This window comes from Bacteroides cellulosilyticus, assembly GCF_020091405.1.
Taxonomy (GTDB): domain Bacteria; phylum Bacteroidota; class Bacteroidia; order Bacteroidales; family Bacteroidaceae; genus Bacteroides.
Map to the genome: position 1 here is coordinate 1,264,571 of NZ_CP081903.1, position 25,611 is coordinate 1,290,181.

The following is a 25,611-nucleotide window of genomic DNA, read 5'->3' on the forward strand; positions in this document are numbered from 1 at the left end:
CTTCTATATATTATGTATCTACCGCTACGGTACAGTCAATATTACCGACATGGGTGGATTATCACCGTTCGTATTGCTCAGTGTAAGCGTGGCTTTTTTACCGGTCACAGCATTTGCTTTGAAATAGAAATAAACCGCACCACCACTCTTACCTATTGACTCTAATATGGTTTCTGTATTGAGCAGAATATTATCAGTATCTTCCACTTGGGTTATTTTCCACTCCCACCAACCCGGATTGCCCGAGGTAAAAACAATCTTCCGACGTTGCATGATCCCGCTTCCTCCATCACTGCTGTCTAATTGCACATCATAGTGCATCCACACTCCGTCTGCACTCCATTGTTGTAGAGACACTTGACGCCGCAGATTACCTGCACTAACATAGAACCTCATCCACCGTTCAGGTTCAGTATCAGAATCAAATTCGGATATTGAGACATTTACATTATACGTATACACACCTTCCGAAAAGGATGGCGGTGTTATATTGACTGTTGCCCAATCTTCCATAGCATTTAGGTCTAATGTCGCACCTGCATCATAGCCTGTATACGGTTCCGCATCATAGTTCGTTTTCACTTCTATGTTGACAGTGGCGGCATCACCGGCTGTCTGCACCTTAGTTTGCGACAATTTAAGATAATACTGCTTGTCGAAAATCACATTTACCGGACTCTCGCCCCACTCAAGAGGAGTGGCTGACAGTTGATAGGTCTCATTCGATATCGTAAAGTTATAGTTGATATATTCTCCCGACTCCCAAGTATGCGGATTCTTAGTGACAATCTCGCTGAGCAGGAATTCATAATCGCCATAGTTAGTGGTGACAACGATCTTGGCTGTTGCAGAGAAGTTGTCGGTCGGTAACATGAGGAATGTATCACCAATCAAGGTAGCATCCTCGGTCACCGTCTTATTTCCGGTGGGGGTAGAAGCGATACTTCCGGTGGTAACATCGCTCCAGACAAACTTCGGTTTGTTATTCTTCGTAGTGGTGGTCGGGATTTCAGCCACAGTGAGCTTGCCGCTTTGCCCCACATTCTGAAACTCTATTTTCTCGATGGTTACTTCATCAGGTACCGGGGCTACCTTTTTGAATGTAAAGGTAACCTTAGTCAGTGTATGGTAGAAGTGTATATTCACACCTTCCACCCATGCAGGTCCCGATACAGCCGCCAGTACATCCACATGATTAGAGGCTGCCGCATTCGCTGTATAGTTCAGCACCATTTCGCTGGGGTCGGTGAAATCCGTAGTGGGTACATTCGCACCGCTGAACGGATACCAGGAAAAGAACCTCATGCTCGCATTTTGCAAGCCGGGCCAATATTGCAGCGGCGAGATCGTAGCGGTCAGGTCGGCATTTACTCTGGCACTTGCATTGAAATATTGTTGAGGAGCAGAAGAATTGGGTGTCAGAGAACCGAAAAGACCAAATGTTTCTCCTTTCAGGTCGGTATTCGAGGATATAACCGTACCACGAGTGTCGACATTGCCGCCTTCTCCGATACGTTGCACAACAATCAATTCCTTATCGCACGTCATCTCTTCGCCGATACACGAAAAAAGGACAGCCGAAAGAATAGCCGTTGTTATAATCATCCTGATATTATTTATAGTCTTTATCATCTTACTTCTTTTCCGAAATTAAAAAACACAACCGGTGAAAGGTATTACAAATCCATATCCAGATCAATGTCTTGCCTGTCACCCCAATCTTCTACGGTTATCGTCAGTATCTGAATACCGATTTTTCCCACACGTGCCGTTATCTGGTACACGTTGTTCCGCCGGATCTCCGTAAAAGGCTGCGCTGTCGGGCTGCCTTTATCATCAACTTTCGTTATGGTTTCAATCACCTTTTCAGTTATCCCAGTGACATCCGAAGGACCTTTCGGGACATTAGCCATACTGACAGCCAGCCGATCGGAATAATCCGACTTGAATATGCGTTCGGCAGTATAGAACGAGCAAAGTAATTTCCGGTTTTTAGCTCCGGTAGCCGATGAATACGCCCACGTTTCTGATGTTGTTGCCGTCCAGGCACCGGGCAACAAATCGCTTTCCGGCACGTCTTCCTTCACTTTACCGTAATTCTTTGAAGGATTGGCATTATCTCGTGTGCCATTGTCCACGTTTCCCATCACGAAATAACTATCGTTGGAGAGATTGTGCAAAGTGACACTGGTGCTTCCGGCAGTATATCCGGTCACCGCCCCACCGTCTATAGCTTCGAGAAAGACATCTACCCGGGCTACGGCACGTTCGATTACCATTTTCACTGATTTGGTTTCTGCTGATGCTACAGATATACCTCGAATCACCCCTGTCATAGGCATCCCAGTCGTAGAAGCAATCTCACCATTGCTGTCCAGTATGGAGGCAATGGAATAATCCAGTTCTTGCAACAGCGGTAGTTCGGTAATGCCGTTAAGCTCTGCGGTGAGACTTTGCGGCTCATTGGCTATGACTATAACTATTATATCCTTGTTGGGAACCACTTTGAGAAGTTGTGCGGTTATATCGGTGGCTGTGCCCGGAGTATCTAATATGACGAGTTTATTCACATCCAGTATCGCGCCACTGGTCGCGTTACCGAATACGATAAACCGGATGGATTTTATCTCCTCCTGCCGTTCCGCATCCCCATCGTCCACCAATCCGATGCTAAGCTGCGCCCGGGTAAGGGTAGGCAGTTCATCGGCCGCATCTCTGCTGCATGCGAACAAAAGGGTTGTGAATACCAAACAAATAATATGTAATAGCTTTATTCTCATTCTTAAATTTCAATATCATGAAGCCAGTAAATCCAGGCACTCACGACAAGACCGATTTGAAGGAATCCTCCTCCGGGTTTTTCAACAACAGTAAATATTAAGCTCCATTCACTTTGACGGTCGAGATATTCCTGAAAAGGAAGTTCCGTTCCGTCGTAACGAGAGGTCGGCCGGGCAATACTCAACAATGTCATCAAGCTGTAGCTCCAGACTTCTGCACCAGTATCCGCATTTCTTATGATGAACTTATAGTCCCATCCGCTCCTGTTAAGCAGGCGCATGGTATTGAGACGTGCGGATACAACTACATCGGGAATTTCGCCCGGACCCGTATAATAAGGTATATAAGTAACGGGACCTTGGCCTGTGGGTTCATTTTCCCAAGAATAGGCTGCACTTTCCGGCGCCTGAATTTCAAACGTATATTGCGTTCCACTTGTTTCGTTATCTTCATATCCCATCAACGCGATGTTAAACCGATTGGTATTGCGTATCAAATTCACCGGATAAACCTTGTGACTGGTATTGGACGGCAAATGGTTCACATCCACAACTTCTCCAAAGTAGAGGTGCTGAAACTCGAAATCTACGGTGTCCGTCCCCCGCTTCAGGGCTACAATGACCTGTTGGAGAGTGGTTGACCCGGGAACCAGTTCACTGCCCGCATGGTTCGAAATCCGGAAGTTGTCGGATAAACTACCAACAGTCAGCACCTTATAGCTTCCGAATTCAAGTTCATCGGTCAGCGACATCCGGTTTCCTCCTATCAATGCAGCAGCCTCGGCTCTTTTGGTAAAGAGCAGTTTATCATCGCTGTCGAACACAAGCACATCCACCGATTTGACCTGCGGATTGAAAGCATCCGCATATTCCATATTGTAGTCGAACGTAAATTCCAGCCAAAGTTCGCAACGGGGTAAATCCTCGCGTATACTGTCACACGAGGCTAAATACAGCATCGAGGCGACGATAAGGAACAACGATTTAGTTTTTCCGAACATATCTTTTCTTTTATGGGGCAACTTTGCAAAGCTGCCGGTTATATAGTCAGAGAACCTCTTTTAAAGTGGTGCTCCGGTTATTTCCGTTTTAGGGGGGCGCTTCTATCTATATATCACCTTTTTTGTGAAATGATGCGCCAATGTATCTTCATGCTGTTTTTTGAAAGCCTGTCATCGGCTTGTTTTTACTTATTTTCCAATGGCTCATGCCATACGGAATATTATAAGGATATAGGGCAGGCAGATTTGCACTGCCCTGTATCCTTTTAGTCAGAGAATTTATTAGATTTCAAAATCAGTTGCCCAGGATACCCATGGAGCTACATTAATCTCAAAATGAAGATAAGCACCTTCTTTATCGATTTCTTCTTCCGGCTCTTCAACCTCCGGATACCAAGGCGTACCTGCACCATTCACCTTTGTCAGTCGGAGTGTGTAATAGTTGTTGCGCACTACACCATACTTTCCATACTCCATGTGTCCCAAAGCACCGTTATCGTGACGAACCTCATAGTAGTAATAGTTAAGGCTCTTCTGGAACCAACGAACTCCGGTTCCCTTAGCGATTTCGCCACCATTGGTAATGCCAAGGTTGTCGAGGTCTGTTTGAGTAAGAGCTGCAAAATCAGCAATACTTGCAATAGCAGGATATATACCATCCAACTTCGTTTTGAAAGCTTCGCAAGAAATCACCAATGCTTTTTGTGCCGCATCCCTCTTATCTTCATCCAATGCCTTAGCAACGCCATAGGCCTCTTGCAGTTTTACCAACGTCTCATAATTCGTATAAACACCATTGAGAGAAGACTGATACCAGTCCTGGCCCATAGTATATCCGTTAGGTACGTAATTGGCTTTAAGCACCAGACGGGTAGCTCCGCCCAATTTCTGGTCAGCGGCAGCCATCGTATTCTCCGTACTGTAGGCAACCTTCTTATCTTTCTCATCTACTCCGGTCTCCTCATTCGCATCATACCATTTCACCTTAGGTTCGTAATCCTCAATCTGATTCAAGATGATACCGGTACGATGGTTAGGACTTGCAAAGTTCGGGTCTTCTGTGTAGAAGTTTGTCTTATACTCATTGGGCGTATGAGGAGATGTCAACTTCGTTTTTTTCGCAAACGGGAAGAACTGGGAGTTCACGTAATCAATAGTCCACTTTGCGAATGCAAACTTGGCACCGGCAGGCAGTACTTCTATATCAGCCCCGGCAGCTCCCTTAAGCGTAACCGCCATTTTTGCTGAAAGGCGTTCTATCTGAAGCTGCGCCCGATTCTTCACAGCATCAGCTTTTGCTTCTGCCTCAGTCTTATATTTACTGGCATCAATGATGGAGCCTGATACATCAAGCAGGCAATCGTCCTTCCATTTATGATTGGCAGATGACGGATCGCTGTCATCGAACTCACCGGCATTAATCATGGTAAAACCTTTGTTAGTATCTTCAGCACGTACACGTGCAATCTCCTCTATAAGATAAAGGTTATCTTCTGCAGTGTTATCTTCAGTTACACTAAACATTGTGTTTATATCAGCGTATGTTGCATCCTTCACTACCTTAGCAGCTATATGAGCTTTCATCTGTGCGCCCGGATTAGCTATAACAAGCAAGTATTTAGTATCCGGAGACACCTTAAATGGTTCCAAAGGAGTGGTTCCATCAGGTGAAAGATGTGATGAGTTCAGGATGTTATAATACGGGGGCTCATCTTTTTCATTAACAACCTTCCTATTCTCATCAAACAGAATCAAATAAACCTCATTGATCTTAGTTTCAGCTTCCAGCGCACCTGTTTCTGTAGAACCCGCACGCGTTTTCGAAGCTTTAGGAACCGATAGGCTAATCGACATATAAGCCGCATCATAGCCTTTTTCATCACCGCCACCAGGAGTGGTTTCACCGTTATCCGAGCAACTCGCCAATGCCGCAACCGCCAGCAATGACACTAAAATAGATTTAATCTTTAGCATAAAACAAACATTTATTAGAATTAATACATATATAATTTACTCACTTTTATTCCTTCTCTTCATCTCGGCCGCATTAGCCTTTTTCTTAGCTAATTCTTCCAGATTTCCCTTTGCCGCATCCAGTCCCGACTGTTCGGCAGCCTTCAAATACTTTTCCGATGATTCATATTCTCCTTTCATTAATAGTAAAACTCCCATTGCATTGTTATATTCGGGCAGACAAGCGTCCGACTTCACTCTTTCCAGATAGCGTTCCGCAGAAACCAGGTCATTGCGCGAAAGGGCTGCGGCAGCCGCATTCATATTGGCAATCTCACTTTCCGGATAGATGCGGACGGCAGACTCAAAAATATCGATAAACTCCTGCGAACCCTTCGGATAGGTATTGGCCACCATGAACATCTCATTCAAGCTCAGATTCTGCGGACGTTTCTTTATCACCTCCTTCGCCTCCTCCAGGTTGAAATTCCTCACATCGTAACTCACCTTACAGATAGCTACGCGCAGACTTGGAAATATATGTTTCAGCATAAACCGGTAAGGCACTCCCGCACGAAGCTGCATCAACTTCGTTTCCCTTCCCTTTTCAATAGGAATATTCGTAATGATGTCCAGCACTTCGTCCTTGTAATCCATCTCAAACGTATCGAGCGCCTTTATCAGCCCGTCCCAGTTTTCACCGCCGAAGATGATGTAATACTGGTCGCGCGGGAAGTCGTAGCGGGCAGCCAGATAATTACGCAATGCCATGGCACGACCTTCGGACAAACGTCTGTTCGCTTCCAACGTTCCTTCGGGAGAAGCATAGCCGATGATATCCAGACGCTTCACCTTCACGTTGGCATCAGACTTCAGATCGTCAATCATCGCACGTATCTTAGCCAGTTCCTGAGGATTGTTCATATATTCGGGACGGATATTCACCTTATTCACCTCGAAATCCAGAAAACATTCCGCCTGCACATCACGGCTCTTTATCTCCTCCACCGTAGGCTCTACGTACGAGAGATAGGGAGTCACCACATACGGCACCAGCATACGTTCGAGCGTAACCTTATCAAAAGTGTACTCCACATTCATCAGTGTGCTTTCGCCACAACCGCACTCATCACGCTGCACGTTCAGACGGGCATTCGCCATCCAAGCCTCGTAAGGCAACGTATATCGGTAGCGGATAACACCACTCTTCTTCTTCTGATTTTTCTCTATCAGATAAGGTGCCTTGTAGCTCTTCTTCGCCTTAGCGCTCATCACCGCCAGCCTGCGTTCATAAACCAGATATTCGTTTTTCCCCTTGATGGAAACCCGTGGAAGATCGTAGGTAACGGTGGGAGAAACCAATTGCGGGATAAAGTCCACCCCATGAGATGATTTCACCTTCACATTATCCATCACTATGTCAAAATCTATATGGATAGTTTCCCCCAGTTGCTCCAGTCGCACAGGCTCTATAGTGATAGTTCCTTCATAAGAGCGTTCCTGAGCCATGACTCCGTCGAGATTCAGGCATAAGGCAGTCAGCACCCATATGATGAATTGCACATTTCTTTTCATCCTTCTCATTCTATTTAATTACGTAAATAAGTGACACACTCGCTTTAGTAGGGCCCAGGTAGTTCTTGCCGGTATCTTTCAGTTTAGTGCCACACGTTGCACAGGGATACTTTTCATACACAATGCGTGCATATCCCAAACCGAGGGAAGCCTCTATACTCCAGCGTTTCCTCAATATCCATGAGTGGCCTATCGAAATACCACCGCCATACAAGCGCCCCTGATAGCGCATATTCTGCATATTCTCACTGACGAACGGCCAGTCGGGCCATCCGCCCACATTGAAGTCTGCGTAATGGGCGTGCAGCCCGATGAATGTACGGTTGAAGCTTTCGCAGAACCAGTACCGAAGTTCCGGCTGTATGCCCCAGTGCTTCAAACGGGTATCATCAAACTTCCAAGGATTATAATTGACCGGAATATCCAATGTCCACTTGCGTGCCAAAGCTACTTCCAGACCGAGATTCATAGTTGTGGTAGCATCATAAAGAAGGTTGCTTTTTACGGCAATCTTCTGAGCTTTACTTTCAGTCGGCAACAAACCCAATATGAATAGTATGCATACTAATATCTTCTTCATTCAATTCTCGTTTTTATTATAAAATCATTTTATAAACCGGATCCGCATTCTCACCTCTGAAACGTACCGAAAACAGCCTAAAATCTCAGTATGCAAATATCGGAGTAATAAGGGAGACGGTAAATTGTATCTATTTCTGTTATAGGCACTAAAAAAGTAAGGAGACTACTAATTAAGCGATTGCCCGGCAGAGAAGTTGCCAAAATAAGAAAAAGAGGGTTTTTGAAGAATTCATTTGCGCTATATGAATATTTAATATCCAATTGTTTCAATATCCGAAACTTACGAGAGAAATAAAACCAAATTATTTAATATATGAAAAGGGGAAAGATTATCAATATATACAAGTTAGCAATATACAAATATACAAGTTTGTAGTTAAGATATGCCCTACAAGTATCTCTTGAGCCTTTTAGAAGGAATAAAGGCAAGATTTCAAATGAAACAATTTTGTAATAATTACTACATTACAGACTTTTTATTCTTACTTCAATTATAAGAGATGAGGGTATCCGCTCAATAATCTGAACATATACCTTTTGATTCAAACGGAAAAGAAAGGAGGCAAAGGATAATTGAGATTTTAGACACGGATTACACGGATTACACTGTTGTTTTTATATACTGCAACAGTGTAATCCGTGTAATCCGTGTCTAAAATAGATTCATAACTTATCCGCAATGCAAAGTTATCGTCTATAGCTTCTAAAATCATCGTCCTTGCAACAAAGACTTAGAACGAAGGCTTCGTTTTTATAAATGTAATCTTCGTTTCTATAAACGAAGATTACATTTATAAAAACGAAGCTTTCATTTCAAGTATTCATAGTAAGAAAGGAAAGTCTTATCAAGGGAGGGCGTTAGTTTTGATAGCATCCGTATCTAAAATAGAATCATATCTGTGCAGAAAGGAATTATTTCACCACAGAGGACACAGAGAGCACAGAGGTTATAATTATCTCTGAATTAGAAGTCTAAAAACTCTGCGTTCTCTGTGTCTTCTGTGGTGAAAAGATTCATAACCGAAAAAAATGAAACAAATAAGAGGTGTATTTCCTACTTCAATTCAAAAGGAACAATGCCTTTGATGTCCGCTGCCGAAGCTGCAATGACGGCTTCAAACTTACCCGGTTCGGCTACCCAGGCATGTTGGGCGTCATCGAAGAAACTCAAGGCTTCTTTGTCGATGGTGAAGGTAACTTCTTTCTCTTCGCCCGGAGCCAGTTTCACTTTCTTGAAGCCTTTCAGCTCCTTAACGGGACGGGGCAGACTGGACTTCTTATCGCTGATATACAACTGTACGACTTCCTGGCCCTCGCGGTCACCCGTATTCTTTACGGTTACGGTAAAGGAAATCTGATCATCGGCAGACATCACTTTCTTGTCAGCGACAGGTTTACCATAAGCAAATGTCGTATAAGAAAGTCCGTGTCCGAAGGGGAATAAGGGCTTCACCTTCTTTTGTTTATCGGCCCAACGATAACCTACGAAGATACCTTCGTTATATTTCATATCCACCACTTCCTTGCTACGGTCGCCAAAGTACTCGCCAAGGCTGTGGGCCGGTACATCTTCCAGACGGGCGGGGAAAGTGAAAGGCAACTTACCGGAAGGATTGGCATCACCCATCAATACGGCGGCAATCGAATTTCCGGCTTCAGAGCCCAGGAACCAGGCTTGCAATACCGAAGGAACTTCCGCAATCCAGGGCATCGCCACGGCATTGCCGGAAACATTCACAACAATCAGATTCTTATTGGCTTTTGCCAAAGCGGAGATGACATCATCCTGTGCATAAGGCAGGCCAAGACTTTCGCGGTCGGAATCTTCGCAATCCTGATTGTTGCTCTTATTCAGTCCGCCAATAAAGATAACATAATCAGCATCCGCAGCTACTTTTACGGCTTCGGCTATCAATTCTGCGGGCGTACGGTCGTCCTTCAGGTTCTGCCCCGTTACCACACCATTATACTCACCTGTCGCATCACCCACGTAACCACGGGCGTAAACCACTTCCGCCTTATCGCCCACACGGTTCCGGATGCCATCCAACGGTGAAAGTTCACGTTGCACTTTCAAAGAGGAACTGCCACCGCCTACGGTCATCATCTTCACGGCATTCTCACCGATAACGGCAATCTTTTTCGCTTTATTCAGGTCGATGGGCAATACGCCACCGTTGTTTTGCAACAACACAATGCCCTCTTCACCAATGCGGCGTGCCGCCTCATAATGTTCGGGAGAAAGTATGGAACCTAAAGGACGGTTCACATCCATCGTAGTGCGGAATGCCAGACGCAGGATGCGGCGCACCTTGTCGTCCAGTTCTTTCGTACCTACCTTACCGGACTTAATGCGTTCGAGATAAGGCATGGCCAGATAATAATTATCGTAAGCATTGCTATGCCCGTTGGAAAGACCATCCGTCCAGCTGCCGAACTCCATATCGAGGCCGTTCGTGATAGACTGGTCGGTATCGTGCGTGCCGCCCCAGTCGGAAACGACTACGCCATCAAAGCCCCATTCGCCTTTCAGGATATCGTTCAGCAGATATTGGTTATGGCAGGCATGCTGACCTTTATACAGATTGTAAGCACCCATAATAGACCACGTCTTGCCTTCCTGAACGGCTGCCTTGAAAGCAGGCAGATAGATTTCATAAAGGGCACGGTCGTCTACGATGACGTTAGTGGTGTGACGGTTGATTTCCTGATTGTTCAGTGCATAGTGCTTCACACAGGCAGCTACGCCATTCTGCTGCACGCCTTGCACGTAGGGAACTACCATGCGGGAAGCCAGATATGGATCTTCGCCCATGTACTCAAAGTTACGTCCGTTCAGCGGTGTACGGTAGATGTTGACTCCGGGGCCTAAAAGGACGGTCTTGTTGCGATAACGCGCTTCCTCACCGATGCTTTTTCCATAAAGCATGGACATATCGGGGTTCCAGGTAGCGGCCAGACAGGTCAAAGCCGGAAAAGCCACACAGGAGTCGTTGGTCCATCCTGCCTGATCCCATTCATCCCAAAGAACTTCGGGGCGGATACCGTGAGGTCCGTCCGTCATCCAGAATTCAGGAATACCCAAGCGGGGCACGCCCGGACTGCTGAATTTACTTTGCGCATGCAGCATAGCCACCTTTTCTTCGATAGTCAGCCTTTTCAACGCATCTTCCACTCTTTCTTCAATAGGTTTGGCCGCATCCAGATACACAGGTTTCTGCTGCGCAAAGAGCGGAAGAGCAACAGCGAATGCGAAACCGAATAATACTTTCCTCATATTGATATTTATTAATAAGTACTCAATCAAAATTAATCCGTAATATAAATGATAATTTAGCGGTGTGATTTACGGGGTATCACTGTTTCATACCTAACGATTGTATATATCCTTCCTGCACCACGCAGTTCTTCAGTTTACATGCCTCGATAAAGTCCATCATTGCCTTGCGTGCCATCACCTGATCGGGACGTGCGTCACGGATTTCCTTATAAGATGTACGGGGAGCCTCGGAGAAATAAACGATATTCGCCCAATTCTCCGGAGGAGTGATACCGACGAAACTGGAACCATCCATCTTCTTATATGGCCAGAAGGTATAGCCTATATTATTGTCACGCATCGTCTGGCAGAAAGCGGCCTGCCATTCATCCGTGTTATGGCCTATTTCGCCCATATACATCGGCAGATTCACTTTGTCACGGAAATCAATAATACTCTGGATAGCTTCTTTTGTAGGATCGCCCCCATAGCGGTGACAGGTATACATGATCTTATCATCAAACTTAGAGTCCTTGAACGGCTTGAAGTTACCATTCCATTGTGCACCACCCAACAGGATAATATGGTTAGTGTCCACCTCACGGATAGCAGCTACACCCATCTTATAGATATCCTCCAGCTTACCGTTCAGTTCTTCCATATTGGGGAAGTACGGAGCAATGGGCTCATTGAAAAGCTCATAACCGAGGATAACCGGCTCATTCTTATACCGGTCTGCAATCTTGCGCCAAATGTCGCAATACAATTGCTGACTCGTTTCGCTTTCAAACAGCCAGGGATATCCGTAACTATCATCGATATTATCACCAGTCTGTCCGCCCGGAGCATCGTGCATATCGAGAATCAGATAAAGGTCAGCTTCACGGCACCATTCCACTACACTGTCCACACGGGCAAAGCCGTCCTGAGCGGTGGTCAGTCCCATAAAGTCCTCATCGGTGAAGAGTTTATAATGGAACGGGAGGCGGATAGTGTTCGCACCTGTGTTCTTGATGAACTGTACGTCCTCACGGGTAATGTAATTGTCTTTAAACGCTTTCCAGAATTCGGCGGTAAAGTCGGGTCCCACCAGCTGGCTGAACATTTCATTGATGAAACGGGGCGAGTTGGTCTTGCTGAACTTAAACATATACCCTTCCGGGTTCAGCCAGTTACCCAGATTGGTACCCATGATAAAGAGTTTCGTACCGTCGGGCTTAATCAGGTCTTGCCCTTGAATTGTTACAAACGCGGCAGGTTCCTGTGCTTTTTCTGCCTTTTCACCGCAACTGCCTAACATCAGGGAGGCGGCAAGGAGGGATGTACCCACTAAAATTGATTTGAACATGGTATTATAAATATAAGATTATTTCTTCCAGCGATAAGATGCCACAGCCTTGGCAGGCACTACACAATCCACGCAATTCTTTCCGTCCGTTACTGTCAGTCTGGCTTCAGAGGTTCCTTCATTCAACAGCACAAAAGCCACGGTTCCATCGGGATTTTCGAACGCAGAGTACATCAAGCCTTTCTCTGCCACGCCTCTGCTTTCGATACGGACTGCACCCGGTTTCACCACAGACGACAGGTGGCCGATGATGTAATAATGAGAATTATAAGTCATCGTCCTGTAGTCTTCACGACTGATATCGACCGCACCGTAGCAGGTCTTACATCCTCCTTCACGCCAGGGACCACGCTCATTATCCAGCATCAGATTCCAGACAATAACGCCTTTACACCAGTTGTTTACCGTTCCGAGGGCTACTTCACGCATATCTTCCATCAGTCGCTTTTCAAGATTGCGCCCGTCATTCCACATGCCGATGGAGGTTTCGGTGAAAATCAATTCCTTGTCAGGACGCTTCTGTCGGATATTGTTCAGTTCCTCGCGCCTGCCACCATAATTGTGATAAGCGGCTCCGGTGAGGAAAGCGGCAGCTACTTCATCATCATATATCTTAACGGGGTATTGTTGCTGATCGGCCATGTTATCGTAGTTGTAATTATGATCGAAAGCATAAATCTTCGTATCCAGTCCGGCAGCCTTGAAAGCAGGGCCAAGAGCGTCGCGCACAAAGGCCAGTTCTTCTTTCCAACCCATGAATAAAGATGCGGAATTACCCCTGTTCAACGGTTCATTTTGCGGAGTGACGGAATAAATATCAATACCTTCTTTACGAAATGCCTCAATCCATTTCACGAAGTAAGTGGCATAATCCCGATAGTAATCCGGATTCAGTTGTCCGCTTGTCCAGGAATCGAAGGGCTTCTTTTCCTCCAGGTTATTCACCTTCATCCATTTAGGGCATGTCCACGGAGAGCCCAGTATCTTAATGGTGGGATTAATCGCCAGAATATCTTTTAAGATAGGTATTACGTATTCTTTTTCTTCGGTCTGCAAGGCAAAGTTTTCAATGCCTTTCGTATCGCAGCAGGTATATTCGCTCAGTGAGAAATCGGAGCAGCCTATGGAAATACGGATATAGCTGAAGCCCAGTCCGTCTTTATCCGAAAAAGTTTCGGTAAGAAACTTCGCACGGTCGGCAGGTGTCATTTGCATCAGATTGTAGCAGGTAGAACCGGTCACGGCAGCACCGAAACCGTCCATCTCCTGAAATTTCACCTTCGGATTCAGGGTGATTACGGATGCAAACGCCGGAGTTTTAGAGAGCTTCTGAGCAGTGTGATTAAAGCTTTGCTGACGGTCGGCAGTCGTGATGTACACATCTGCTTTCTTCTTTCCTGCCGCATTTTCGTCCAATGAAGCGGAAGTCTCGGCACAAGCTGTAATGGCAGCGAATAAACAGCATCCTAATAAAAGAGGTAGTTTCAAGTTCATGGTATGTTTTTCAAGGGTTAATTAATCTTCCCCAAAGGTAGGCAAGATAAAGACAGTATGCACCTCCGGTTTATCAAGATGTGGATAAGATGAAAGCATGCGGAACGATAACAGACTAAATAACAAGACAATAAGTTTGTGGTGAGAAAGTAAAAAAGTGGATGAATAGGAAAGGAATGGCGTATGTTTAGCGTATCCTCATAACGCACATTTCAAAGTCATCCCGCGAGACGCACGCTTTATTTTTCACTTTAGCGCGGTAATTATAGATTGTATTGACGGAATAACGAAGGAACTCGGCAATCTGCGAACTATCGTCAATACCTAGACGGATCAAGGCAAAAATACGCAATTCTGTATTCAGCAATTCACCCTTGCGGAGTATGATCCGTTCTTCAGGCTGCAACAACTGATTGAACTTTTCTACAAAGTCAGGGAAAAGATGGAGGAAGGCAGTATCGAAGTTCTCGTACAGTTCTTTCAGGTCAGTATCGAGCACATCTCTTGAACGCACCATCTTCAGTAGTTCCTCCGTCTGTCCGCCGGAAAGTTTTTTGTTGACCATGCGTCGGTAAGCATCCAGACGGTCGATATAGGTAGAACACAGTTTCAGGAAACGGCCGATATATTCCTCTTTTATATGATTGGACATCTGCAACTGTTCATTGGCCTGTTCCAGATGACTGCGGGCTATAGAAAGATGCTTCATCTGCCGATATATCCAGATGATAGCCATAACCAGCAACAGGGACAGGATACTGATCATCCAAAGATAAAAGCGCAGACGGTCGTTCTGCTTCTCCTGCATGGCCTGATAGGTAAGGTCTATCAGAGACAGGATGCCTGCCGTCTGCAAGCTGCGGCTACGGGCATTGTAGTGGTTGGTTTCATCCCACGAGAAGCGAATGTAGCGGTAAGCACGTTCAATGTCTCCTTCTTCATAAAGCAGTTGCGCCAAGGTCCACAAGGAAGCATGATCGGTAATTGCCAGCCGGACATCTGTCAAAGCAGACAAAGCCAGATAATACTTTTCCTGCTGTCTGTCTCCCAACCTACGGTAAAGCAGGGAACGGTGGTAAGTGACCAACGCATATTCCGGGGTATCGGGACGTATGCCCGCCAAACGGCTATCATTTATCCTCAAAGCCTCCTCCAATTGACCGGAGCCGGCGGCTTTCATCTCTTTACGTTCCAGGTAGAGGGCGGAGGCAGGAGAAAGCACCTGCATCAGAGAGTCTCCATAAGCGGTAGACAAACCGTAATAACGGCTGCGCCGGAAGGTATCCTGCGTATACGTCCCCAATTCATTGTACAAATGACGGTAACATTCATAATAATCGGGTAACAAACGGGGAGAAAGCTTAGAGGGATTTATCTTTTCCAGATCTTCGGAAGCTTCTTTATACATACCTGCCGCTGACATCAGATGCGCCCTCCGGATACGGGTTTCATCTGCCGCATCCTGCTCACCGTGCTGTTGCGCCCAGCGCAGGTTACGGCTCAGATAGTAAAGGGCGGAGTCGCAGATGTATGCTTTGTATTCCTGATACATTTCCGCATTCAGCCGGAAGAGCTCCGGAGTTTCCGAACCGGTCTGTACCAATTGCTGCCTCAACGCCTCAATACGGGCTTCACGCACTGCCACATATTCTTTGTGCTTACCGATGGCTACGTCCAAAGCATCAGTCCAGCCATCTATTGCAGGAATATCGGCCGGAGCCGACATACCATGAATGCCAACTAAAGCCAGGCCTAGAAATATCAGCAGTTTTATCTTCATAGGGGACAAATATAAAAAATTTGTTTTCTATATTTGCAGCATTAACCCCCAAATGTATTCTATAATGAAAAACTTAACACCTCAACGAGTGGCGGCGGTCGATGTATTCCGTGCGCTTACTATGTTCCTAATGCTCTTTGTGAATGATATCCCCGGTCTGAAAAACATCCCCCACTGGCTCAAGCATGCCGAAATGAATGAAGATATGATGGGATTTTCCGATACTATTTTCCCCGCATTCTTGTTCTGTATGGGTATGTCCGTTTCTTTTGCCATACAAAACCGTTACCGGAAAGGTGACACTACTTTGCAGGTCATTGCGCACGTCTTCTGGCGTACGGTGGCACTGATTGCAATGGGACTGTTTTCGCTCAATTCGGGCGGCATTGAAGGAGGCCTCTCCCATCAATGGTTCACAATACTGATGGTTGTCGGTTTCTTCCTGGTCTGGGCGGTTTATCCCAAGGCCGAAGGTTCCAAAAAGTACCTTTTCATCGCAATGAAAGTTGTCGGAGTCGCACTGCTGGCGTTCCTTGTACTGTATAAAGATTTAAACGGAAAACCTTTCCACCAAGGTTGGTGGGGCATACTGGGACTTATCGGTTGGACATACGTGGTTTGTGCCGGTATTTATCTGTTTACCCGCGAGAGTTTACGCAAGAATGTAATTGCATGGCTGGTGGTTGTGCTGCTTGCCGTAATCAGCCATTCCAGCCTGATACCGCAGGAGTACGGATTGCGTGTCATCCTGCTGCCTTTCATCCCCAGTGACTGGACACTGCATGCATTCGGCATGTCGGGCGTGCTCACTTCGTTGTTGATGCAGAAATATGCCGACCGCGAACATCCGCGTAAGTTCATCACTATGCTTTGTGTATTGGGTGCCGTCATGCTCATTGCCGCACTTTGCTCGCATCCTTACTGGATTATCTCGAAGATACAGGCCACTCCGAGCTGGTTGTTCTATTGCCTTGCCGCATTCTTCCCGCTGTTCGGATTGTTCTATTGGCTGACGGATGTGAAAGGCAAAACGCCGTGGTTCGATATCATCAAACCTGCCGGAACTGCAACACTGACATGCTATATCATTCCTTATCTATGGTATTCCGTACAGCAGTTATTAGGTTTGTACTATCCCGAAGTGCTGAATGCCGGTACACCGGGTTTACTGCGTTCGCTCATATTCTCCCTCATCATCGTCCAACTGACCGGGTTGCTGGTGAAGGCTAAAATAAAACTGAAAGTATAACTTATAAGATTTATGTTAAAGTTACAAACTCCCAACAACGAAAACAAGGTGCTGCTTCATTCCTGTTGCGCACCTTGTTCTTCCGCCATTATCGAATGTCTGCTTGCCAACGACATCCGTCCTACCGTATTTTATTATAATCCCAATATCTACCCTCAGGAAGAGTACGAAATCCGGAAAGCCGAAGCCATCCGCTACGTCCTGGGTCTTGGACTCGACTTCATTGATGGTGACTACGATTACCAGTTGTGGCGTTTGTCCATGCAGGGTATGGAAAACGAACCCGAACGTGGCAGCCGTTGCCTGAAATGTTTCACCCACCGACTGACGGAGACCGCCCGGTATGCTTCAGAACATGGCTTCACCCTGTTCACCACCACCCTCGCCTCCTCCCGCTGGAAAAGCCTCGACCAGATAAATGAGGCGGGACGCCGTGCCTCCTCCCTCTATCCCGGCACCACCTTCTGGGAACAGAACTGGCGAAAAGGAGGATTACAGGACCGGAGGAACCAACTTCTTAAAGAACATGAATTCTATAATCAGCAGTATTGCGGTTGTGAGTTCAGTATGCGGAGGCTTGAAACAACTTGATAATTATATAAACAGTGGTCAAGTATCTATCAGAGGAGCCGTCAATCGAATCTACTTCTGGCATTCTTTGAAAGATTGTGTTGGATTATAGAAAAATTTAAAAGGAAAAGCATACCTTTACAGGTGTTTTAAACAGAAGAAACAAGATGGCTAAGAAAGCAGTACTTCAAGTGAAGGACATTACGATAAGAACCTTACTGCAAAACGGAATAGATTACATTTGCATTACAGATATAGCCCGTCAGAAAAATCCGATAGAGCCGAAAGATGTCGTTAAGAACTGGATGCGGTTAAAAAACACATTGGAATATCTCGGTTTGTGGGAGAAGCTGAATAATCCGGACTTTAAAGGGGTCGAATTCGACCCCCTTTTAGCAGAAGCAGGCAGCAACGCCTTTACCATGAGCCCCACTCGTTGGATTGAAATAACCAGTGCCATTGGCATCGTCTCTAAGAATGGGGCAGGTGGAGGTACTTATGCACAACGTGATATTGCATTCAAGTTTGCCAGTTGGGTGTCGGTGGAATTTGAATTATACCTTGTCAAGGAGTTCCAGCGCCTCAAAGAGCAGGAACAAGCCCAGATAGGGTGGAGTGCGAAGCGTGAGTTGTCCAAAATCAACTACCGCATTCACACCGACGCCATCCGTCAGAACCTGATCCCAGCAGAAGTTACCCCGCAACAAGCCTCGCGCATCTATGCCAGCGAAGCTGACGTGCTGAACGTAGCCATGTTCGGCATAACCGCCCTCGAATGGCGCGACTCGCACCCCGACCTGAAAGGCAACGTGCGCGACTATGCCACGGTGAACGAACTGATCTGCCTCTCGAACATGGAGAACCTCAATGCCGTATTCATAGGCGAAGGGCTCCCGCAGCACGAACGCCTCGTCCGGCTCAACCAGATAGCCATTCATCAGATGCAGGTGCTGGAAGACGTAAACAAGAAACTGCTGCGATAAGTAGTCGAAAAGGCGAACTACAGGATTGACGAAATCAACTTCTCAAAAAACATGACTTCTACAACCAGCAATATTATGGTTGTGAGTTCAGTAGGCGCAGGGCCTAATCACATTTGTTGTATATACTTATCCAGACTATTTACAGCGGATAAGGAGAGCTTATTCTTTATTCGCTGTTTAGTTTTCAATACTGATTGAGGAGTGATATTAAAAAGAGTCGCTACAGTCTTATTACATAGCCGAGCGCGAACCAAATAACACAATTTCAGTTCCTGAGAGCTCAATGTATACTCTGCCAGTTCTTCCGACAAACAACCTCCGTAAAACCAATCAATAATAGTGAAGAGGTTCTGCCATTCAGTTTCATCTCTGATAATACCATAAGAAGAATGCTGATGAAGCCGTAACAACTGGCTCATGGCCAATAATAAAGAAGAAGAGCAATCTGCCAATACAGATGCTTCCTGATAGTTTTTCAGCTGTTTTGTCAGTTGCTTATTTCTGAACAGTAAGCAAGCATTCCAATTATCACTGTAAGTGTCCATATACATCTCCTATTTTTATAATATTCTCCTAATTATTTTTCCAGCTCCTTTGCTATTTCCTCCACTTCCCTGCGCATCTCCTCAATAGCCATAGAATGAATTTTAGGCGCTTTCATCAGCACTATTCGCTTCATCTCCTCAAACTTCTCCCTATTCAGAAATTCCGGTTCGGCATATAGCTTCGCCAGCAAATAGTAAGGATAAATCCGCCCGGGCAAACGATGGACCGAAGCCAGAAGAAGTTCCTCAGCCCAATTGTAGCAACGCAGTGCCTGATAATTCTTGCCAATGACATTCAGTATCATCGGATCAGCGCAATATACCAGGGCCTTATCCAGATATTTATTAGACTCATTATAAAACCCTGCCTTATGAAGGCTATGCCCATATTCAAACAAGAATGTCCCTTTCTCCCTCAGTTGCGGATAGAGCTTATCATAAGCCGCATTTGCCGCTGTATAGGCTCCCGCATGATAAAGTATACGGGCATTCACCCAGTCCCGACAAGCATCCTTTTCCCGTTGCCACTTGTTATGAAAACCGCCTGTCCATATAATAAGACAAGCAGATAAAATAACCGGTTTAGCTATTATATCTCCTATTCCACAAGCCAGCAATAAGCACACATAGGCTACAATGAAGGCCGGGAGATGCATAGGATAAGAAGAAAAAGAGAAAACAAGCAAAGTGACAATTGCACCGCATACACCGTAGCGCCTAAACTGTGTCCCTGCCCATAAACAGGCAAAAGTAATCACTATCAACATTATACAGATGGCAGGCCCCTGCGTCAGAGTCAGTTCCAGATACTCATTAAACGCATATTCCGGACTTCCGGCTACCTGCTCTTCCCATTCGGCATAATCTCCTTTGGCAAAATAGGCCTCCTGTGCCTCACCGTATGCAAAAGCAAATCCTTTATCACAGCCCCAAGGATGGTTGGCTATAGCCTGACAAGTGATTTTCCATAGAAATAAACGTCCCAGAGCGGAGTCCGGCTTCAGGAAGAAAGCTCCCGCACCTCCCACTATCAAAACAAGAAATATCCCTATCCCCCACGAGACATATCTCTTCTTATACCTCCGCCACAATAATTTCCATTTACGACTATCCCGATGCATATACATCACCCAGCCGCATCCTATCAAGGCAGCCACCCATGCCGAACGGCTCATAGTGGCCGGCAATACACAAAGGATGAGTACCCCTACAACTCCTGCTGCAGCTCTCTCTATCTTTAAGGAGGTAATCAGCCATTTCCAATCTCTGAATCGTACAAAATGATGCAGACAGAGCGGCAGCACCATCGCCAGATATCCGGCATACGGACCGGGATTGAAGAAAGAGCCGGTGAGTGCATAACGAAAATGACCGGAAGCAGAAAAGCCATACAATTGGCGTAATCCCCAAATAGCCTCAACTCCTCCAAAAAGTATCAGACTCCATGATACATAAGCAGAAAAATGCGGAAAAGAGAATATTTGCTTCCAGGAAGTTCTACCCCAAATCTGCAACAGGCAGGTAATGGCAATACAACTGGTCGAGAACAGTACAACCTTTCCAAACCACACCCATTGCCCGATGGTTTCCGCGGCAGGAAGTTCAGGTGTTGTCACACATACCAGGCTCAGCAAAGCACAGACTGCAAGAAACTGTAATAGAACCACAACTGCATCTCTTATTTTATGTATCCGCACTTTCATCATTTTATTCTATTTTCTTGAACACCCTATTCCATCTTATTTTATCCGCGCCTCTGTCCACCGACTTCCATATCCTGACAGCTTTCCCCACAATAAAAGGCTCCGGCAACAATCCCCAATAACGGGAATCCTGAGAGTTCATCACCTTATCCCCCGCAACAAAGTAGTAATTCTCTTTAAAGCGATAAGTATCAATCACACTGTCATTTAGCAAAACCGTATCTCTACGCACGAACAGTTTCTTCTTCTGTTCCCACTCTATCGCGTTCTTATAGAGAGCGGCATGTTTAGGATTCATATCAACCTCATCCCCTTTGGCGGGAAGATACAGAGGACCGAAGTTCATAATGTCCCAATTCACCGACTCATTATAAGGATAGCCACTCATGACTATTCCCCAATCCTGCACCATTCTCTTCTCCACCATACGCAGCAGTCCGTCTTGCGAGTCTACGTTTCCCAACGGTATATCACAGCCCCGTACTTTATAATGCGCCCTCTCTATCTCAAACGTATCGCCCGGCAGTGCCACACAACGCTTCACATAATAGGTCATCAGATTCAGTCCGATACTGTCCCATTGGGCAGGATAAGGGAAATTGAAGACCAACACGTCATTCCTTTTTATCTTACCCAACGCAGGAAGGCGGGATATCTTCACTTCTTTTCCTTCTGCGGCATCCCAGATGTTGAAGATACGGGCACCCATCACCCACTTATTCACAAGGATGTTATCTCCAGGCAGTAAAGCAGGCTCCATAGAATCCGAAGGAATCTTGAAAGTGGCAATACAGGTTACTTGAAGTAATACCCATAGAGCCACCAATCCACAGCCTATCAAAAACAAGTTTAACAACTTGTCGACAAACCAAGAGAGTTTTCTTTTTTTACGAAATAGCTTCATTCAAATTACAATATAGCCTTATTTTATCAAACCAACTAAAAAGTAAACTTTAAGAAGCCGTCTTCAAAAAATTCACTGTTATAACCATAGATAGTTCTATTCTCTTCGTCCACATCAAAGGGATTCGGCATAATATCCAACGTATATTTGGCTATGGAATGACCGGAGTAATCAAATACTTCTATAATACATTCTTTTTTCTTTCCTTCACCTCTTGCATAGAAATAGCGCTTACCCGCAACCAGTTCATTATAATAAACCACACTATTTTCAAAATCACCAATTACTATGCGTGGAGTTATATCATCCCCCACAAGCCTTTTACAGAGTTTCATACTATCCACACTATAAAAATCAATCTGCTTTTTATACTTATATGCATAAATAATCAGAGAGTCGTTTGCAATCATAATTCCACTATTCTTATAATAGTATTTTTCAGGATGATCATCCGGCTCAAGTAAAATCTGTCCTACTTCCTGCCGGATGTTCAAATTAATTTTCTTTATGGCAAGTTTGTCTGTCTCATTATATATAGAGAGGGAGTCTCTCACGATATGTCTATCATTAGGAATATCACAGAAGACAGGCAATTCGTATTTTTTTTCAAAGGAAAGATGACACGTGTTATCCATCCTAAAACTCTTAAGAGAGAACTCTGTGTATCCTCCTATATAAACCTTATCAGTCAATGTTCTCCAAATTCTGGGATAAACTTGAAACTCATCTTCCGCTTGTCCTTTTACGCCCCCTTTATAAATACACTTAAACTCAGGCAGAGAGTATTGGCACAGCATGGCATCATGATTTCTACTGTCCGTAACTAATATACTTTGTTTTTTCAGTACTATCTGCTCTGGACTTATAATCTCATCTACTCTTATTCTCTCTGCATAAAGTAATTTTTCCTCAGGAAATGGTTCTATTTCTTGTTGTAACTTTTGTTCTGTACATGCCATTAATGTGATACAGAACAATAAAAAACAAACACGCTCCATACAATAAATATTTATATTGTTTAAATTCTCAACACACTATACACATTTCACATCATCATACTTCTCGCGACAATCAATACAGGTAATCAACAGCATCATGAGACAAGATATACATTCAATTCTTTTCATAAATAAACAAGTAAAAAATCACTCTTAAAGACAAAAGGTACTTACAATAGTAATCATATTACTCAGAAAACTAAAATAGGTTATATCTCTTTCAAAGAGGGTTGCCCTATTTAGCCTTCTATTATTTTGCTTCCCCGGTTATCCTCAATAAGATGGGAGAAGAATCTACATTACAATACACTTTTATGATTTTATCAAAATGCCCCGGTTGCTCTGCCATATATGTCACCGATAAAGCGACAGAATCCTTAGGACGAACCGGTTCCTTTGAATAACCGACCATAGTGCAGTCACAGGAAGTTAGCACATCATTTATCACTAAAAGCCGCTCACCTGTATTCTCAAGAATGAACTCTACCGTTTGTTCTTGCTGCCAATCAAAAGCACCCAAAGACAAATCAGTGCTTTTTATATTGACCTTTGTTCTTATTCCCTCGCTCTCGGAAGCTGCCTTCCCTTGAATTATATTCATATATAAATCTTTTATTTTAGGATTATGAACAGGATTCCCAATAGCTATTATCTTATTACTTTTATCTAACAGGAAAGTTTGAAAGGTTATATCAGAGGGAAAACGATTCAAACGATAAAACTCATTTTTTTCATCCCAATATACAGGATAAACAAAATTAAAGCGATTAAAAATATCATTTAACTCATTCTTACGTTCCGAATAAAAATAAAATAAAAAAGAAACACGCCCCTTTGCCAATGAGTCAACCTCATGCATCAACTCCATCCAACGATGTAATTGCAATTTACAACTAGTGCATCCCACAGAATCCGTATAAACAACAACTTTATATTCTGGATTTTCTTCCATCATAAAAGTATCTTTCCCTAAGACAGTGGTAAAACTCTCCATTGGAAAAAGGATTTCTTTCCCATTCCATTCTTTTACTAATTTCAATATCTCACCTTTCTCTGATTTCCTACAAGCAAAAAGGCACAAAACAACCCATACAACAAGCAATAACTTCTTCATACCACCACTATTCTTATCTTACTCCTTTAAATTCTATTTCCATAATTCACAACAATATATCTATCAAAAAGTATACTTACAACAGTATTCATGTTTTACTCAAAAAACGAAAGTAGAATTATATCTCTTCAAGAGAAAATGCTATTTTCTCCATTGTGGACAACTCTTTTCTCCAAATCAGTTCCTCTGCCGTGGCAAATGAAATCACATAAGTATTCTTTTTTCCCTGAACATACCATATTTTCATATTCAATATCTGATTCTCTCCTGTTTCCGGATGCTTATTAGCTTTATATGTCAGCACCACTGATTGCTTCACTTTCTCCGAACTCTGTACATCCCAAACAGTAGAGCTTATAGAAGTATCTTTTAAATAATTCAAGCTATCCTGCTCCTGTATAAGTTTGTAAGATCTACATCCTTTAAACTCCATTATAGAAATAGATGCTCCCATATCCTTAATTGAATTCTTGGGACATATCCGCGTTATTTGAGTCGTTTCATATCCTCTTACGGTTCTCCTTGCCGGTTTCTTATATAGTTTTTCTCCAGTAGAAAGTTCCCATCCCTTGATCATATTCATGACATAAGTATCACCCCGCAATGTTACATAAGAAACATTCTGTGCACTAACACAGGTGCAGAATATAATTCCTAAAAGAAATAAGTAATTTCTCATAGTCGAATTGATTAACCGTTAACATTTCAAGCATTCATCACTACAAACTATCCAGATTGAAAGTATATATAGAACTTTCATCTTCTGCAAACACTCCATAAACTGTTCGGTCAGCCTCATCGATCGTAAAAGCACTTATATAACAGTTTAATCTATATTGTTTCAAAGGTTTGCCCTCCCACGAAAAGACCTGTAAAGAAGGGTAGTGCTTTCTAGCATATATATCTTGGGGAGTCATATCTAAATTTAAAGTATAAATATAGTTTTCAGTAGCATAAGCCCCAATAGCATATATATACCTATTCTCTACTTCCAATGGAACCTCTTGTTCTCCCGGTAAAATATTCAACTCTATATCATGTAGCATATTCCCGGATATATCATATATCCGCAGCTTTCGAGAATTTGTATAAAATGCCGCAAAATACTTACCGGATGGATGAGCTACCTTGATTTTGGTATAAGCCTGATTTCGTGATAGCAAATTGCCAAAGCGTTCTATCCCTTCAGGATAAACTCCCCATTTTTTCAGTTCTCCATTCGGATAAACAAATGCATATTCATTCTCTTCTTCTAAACCGGCATCACATATATATAAGGAATCGGTTAACTTAATCAAACCATTATAAAACGGCTGACTACTGGAAAAATCTAAGATAGAAATCATTGGATGTTCCCTATTAAAAGATATTTTCTTAAGCCGATTCATATCTAACACAATCGTTTCTTTATGGTTATTAGAGACCAATTGACTTGCTGGTAATATTAAATCATCCGGTCCTTCCCCCTTACTGCCAAAAGTACATTTATATTCAAAATTAGCTTTATCAAATACTTGAAAACAAGTATCCATTTTTTCATTGAAAACTATCAAAAAAGAGTCTCTTATAAAGATGTTTTTAGGATATAATATCACCGGAGGAATATCATGTTTTTCCCCTAATAAAGAATCTGTAGTGTCAAATGAATAATACATTTCAAGAGTCGGCTTAACAGTACAAGCCGACAAACTTGCAATTAACACAATAAAAGCAACTATTTTTTTCATATATATATATTAATTTACAGAAGTGTATCAAAAGCAATTTCATACA

Annotated in this window: 20 protein-coding genes and 1 pseudogene; 4 read left to right on the plus strand and 17 right to left on the minus strand. The window is 44.0% G+C overall.

Features of this window, described 5'->3' with window-relative positions:
• Window positions 1–24: 24 nt before the first annotated feature.
• The 10 genes from K6V21_RS04415 to K6V21_RS04460 form a co-directional block, all read right to left on the minus strand.
• Window positions 25–1,632 carry a fimbrillin family protein gene (locus K6V21_RS04415; RefSeq protein WP_224320955.1) on the minus strand — a complete coding sequence of 536 codons (1,608 nt, stop codon included), beginning with the start codon at window positions 1,630–1,632 and terminating at the stop codon, window positions 25–27.
• A 44-nt stretch (window positions 1,633–1,676) separates the two neighbouring features.
• A complete protein-coding gene (locus K6V21_RS04420; protein WP_224320956.1) occupies window positions 1,677–2,780 on the minus strand; it encodes a hypothetical protein in 1,104 nt (367 codons plus the stop codon).
• Between the two features lie 2 nt (window positions 2,781–2,782).
• Complete coding sequence (locus K6V21_RS04425) at window positions 2,783–3,781, minus strand: FimB/Mfa2 family fimbrial subunit (protein WP_224320957.1); 999 nt, start codon at window positions 3,779–3,781, stop codon at window positions 2,783–2,785.
• A gap of 282 nt (window positions 3,782–4,063) precedes the next feature.
• Entirely contained in the window at window positions 4,064–5,755 is a 1,692-nt protein-coding gene (locus K6V21_RS04430; protein WP_224320958.1) for an Mfa1 family fimbria major subunit, read from the minus strand.
• A gap of 36 nt (window positions 5,756–5,791) precedes the next feature.
• Window positions 5,792–7,309, minus strand: a complete 1,518-nt coding sequence (locus tag K6V21_RS04435; RefSeq protein WP_224321999.1) for a DUF3868 domain-containing protein — start codon at window positions 7,307–7,309, stop codon at window positions 5,792–5,794.
• 10 nt (window positions 7,310–7,319) lie between these two features.
• Window positions 7,320–7,889: a DUF3575 domain-containing protein gene (locus tag K6V21_RS04440; RefSeq protein ID WP_025831225.1), complete on the minus strand. Its 570-nt coding sequence runs from the start codon at window positions 7,887–7,889 to the stop codon at window positions 7,320–7,322.
• A 1,056-nt stretch (window positions 7,890–8,945) separates the two neighbouring features.
• A complete protein-coding gene (locus K6V21_RS04445) occupies window positions 8,946–11,168 on the minus strand; it encodes a glycoside hydrolase family 3 C-terminal domain-containing protein (protein WP_224320959.1) in 2,223 nt (740 codons plus the stop codon).
• A 79-nt stretch (window positions 11,169–11,247) separates the two neighbouring features.
• Window positions 11,248–12,498: a glycoside hydrolase family 5 protein gene (locus K6V21_RS04450; protein WP_224320960.1), complete on the minus strand. Its 1,251-nt coding sequence runs from the start codon at window positions 12,496–12,498 to the stop codon at window positions 11,248–11,250.
• A gap of 18 nt (window positions 12,499–12,516) precedes the next feature.
• Window positions 12,517–13,992, minus strand: a complete 1,476-nt coding sequence (locus K6V21_RS04455) for a glycoside hydrolase family 30 protein (protein WP_224320961.1) — start codon at window positions 13,990–13,992, stop codon at window positions 12,517–12,519.
• 187 nt (window positions 13,993–14,179) lie between these two features.
• A complete protein-coding gene (locus K6V21_RS04460) occupies window positions 14,180–15,772 on the minus strand; it encodes a DUF6377 domain-containing protein (RefSeq protein WP_224320962.1) in 1,593 nt (530 codons plus the stop codon).
• A gap of 64 nt (window positions 15,773–15,836) precedes the next feature.
• Between K6V21_RS04460 and K6V21_RS04465 the strand changes: the two genes are divergently transcribed.
• The 4 genes and pseudogenes from K6V21_RS04465 to K6V21_RS04480 all read left to right on the plus strand — a co-directional run.
• On the plus strand, window positions 15,837–17,021 hold the full coding sequence (locus K6V21_RS04465) for a DUF5009 domain-containing protein (protein ID WP_224320963.1): 1,185 nt from the start codon (window positions 15,837–15,839) through the stop codon (window positions 17,019–17,021).
• A 12-nt stretch (window positions 17,022–17,033) separates the two neighbouring features.
• Complete coding sequence (locus K6V21_RS04470) at window positions 17,034–17,612, plus strand: epoxyqueuosine reductase QueH (protein ID WP_224320964.1); 579 nt, start codon at window positions 17,034–17,036, stop codon at window positions 17,610–17,612.
• A 146-nt stretch (window positions 17,613–17,758) separates the two neighbouring features.
• Window positions 17,759–18,574, plus strand: a complete 816-nt coding sequence (locus K6V21_RS04475) for a KilA-N domain-containing protein (protein ID WP_224320965.1) — start codon at window positions 17,759–17,761, stop codon at window positions 18,572–18,574.
• A gap of 5 nt (window positions 18,575–18,579) precedes the next feature.
• Window positions 18,580–18,681 (plus strand): annotated as a pseudogene (locus K6V21_RS04480) (diacylglucosamine hydrolase); the annotation flags it as partial.
• Here K6V21_RS04480 and K6V21_RS04485 read toward each other — a convergent pair.
• From K6V21_RS04485 to K6V21_RS04515, 7 genes are all read right to left on the minus strand, one after another.
• The gene (locus tag K6V21_RS04485) at window positions 18,682–19,119 is read right to left on the minus strand and encodes a helix-turn-helix transcriptional regulator (RefSeq protein WP_224320966.1); all 438 of its coding nucleotides are present in this window, start codon (window positions 19,117–19,119) and stop codon (window positions 18,682–18,684) included.
• Window positions 19,120–19,151: 32 nt separating this feature from the next.
• Window positions 19,152–20,825 carry an O-antigen ligase family protein gene (locus K6V21_RS04490; protein WP_224320967.1) on the minus strand — a complete coding sequence of 558 codons (1,674 nt, stop codon included), beginning with the start codon at window positions 20,823–20,825 and terminating at the stop codon, window positions 19,152–19,154.
• A 1-nt stretch (window position 20,826) separates the two neighbouring features.
• Complete coding sequence (gene lepB, locus K6V21_RS04495; protein ID WP_217715288.1) at window positions 20,827–21,726, minus strand: signal peptidase I; 900 nt, start codon at window positions 21,724–21,726, stop codon at window positions 20,827–20,829.
• A 35-nt stretch (window positions 21,727–21,761) separates the two neighbouring features.
• Window positions 21,762–22,724, minus strand: coding sequence for a hypothetical protein (locus K6V21_RS04500; protein ID WP_224320968.1), 963 nt, complete (start codon window positions 22,722–22,724; stop codon window positions 21,762–21,764).
• Window positions 22,725–22,974: 250 nt separating this feature from the next.
• Entirely contained in the window at window positions 22,975–23,838 is an 864-nt protein-coding gene (locus K6V21_RS04505; RefSeq protein WP_217715293.1) for a DUF1573 domain-containing protein, read from the minus strand.
• A gap of 118 nt (window positions 23,839–23,956) precedes the next feature.
• Window positions 23,957–24,517, minus strand: a complete 561-nt coding sequence (locus tag K6V21_RS04510; protein ID WP_217715295.1) for a hypothetical protein — start codon at window positions 24,515–24,517, stop codon at window positions 23,957–23,959.
• Between the two features lie 40 nt (window positions 24,518–24,557).
• Window positions 24,558–25,565 carry a BF3164 family lipoprotein gene (locus tag K6V21_RS04515; protein WP_217715296.1) on the minus strand — a complete coding sequence of 336 codons (1,008 nt, stop codon included), beginning with the start codon at window positions 25,563–25,565 and terminating at the stop codon, window positions 24,558–24,560.
• Window positions 25,566–25,611 lie beyond the last annotated feature (46 nt).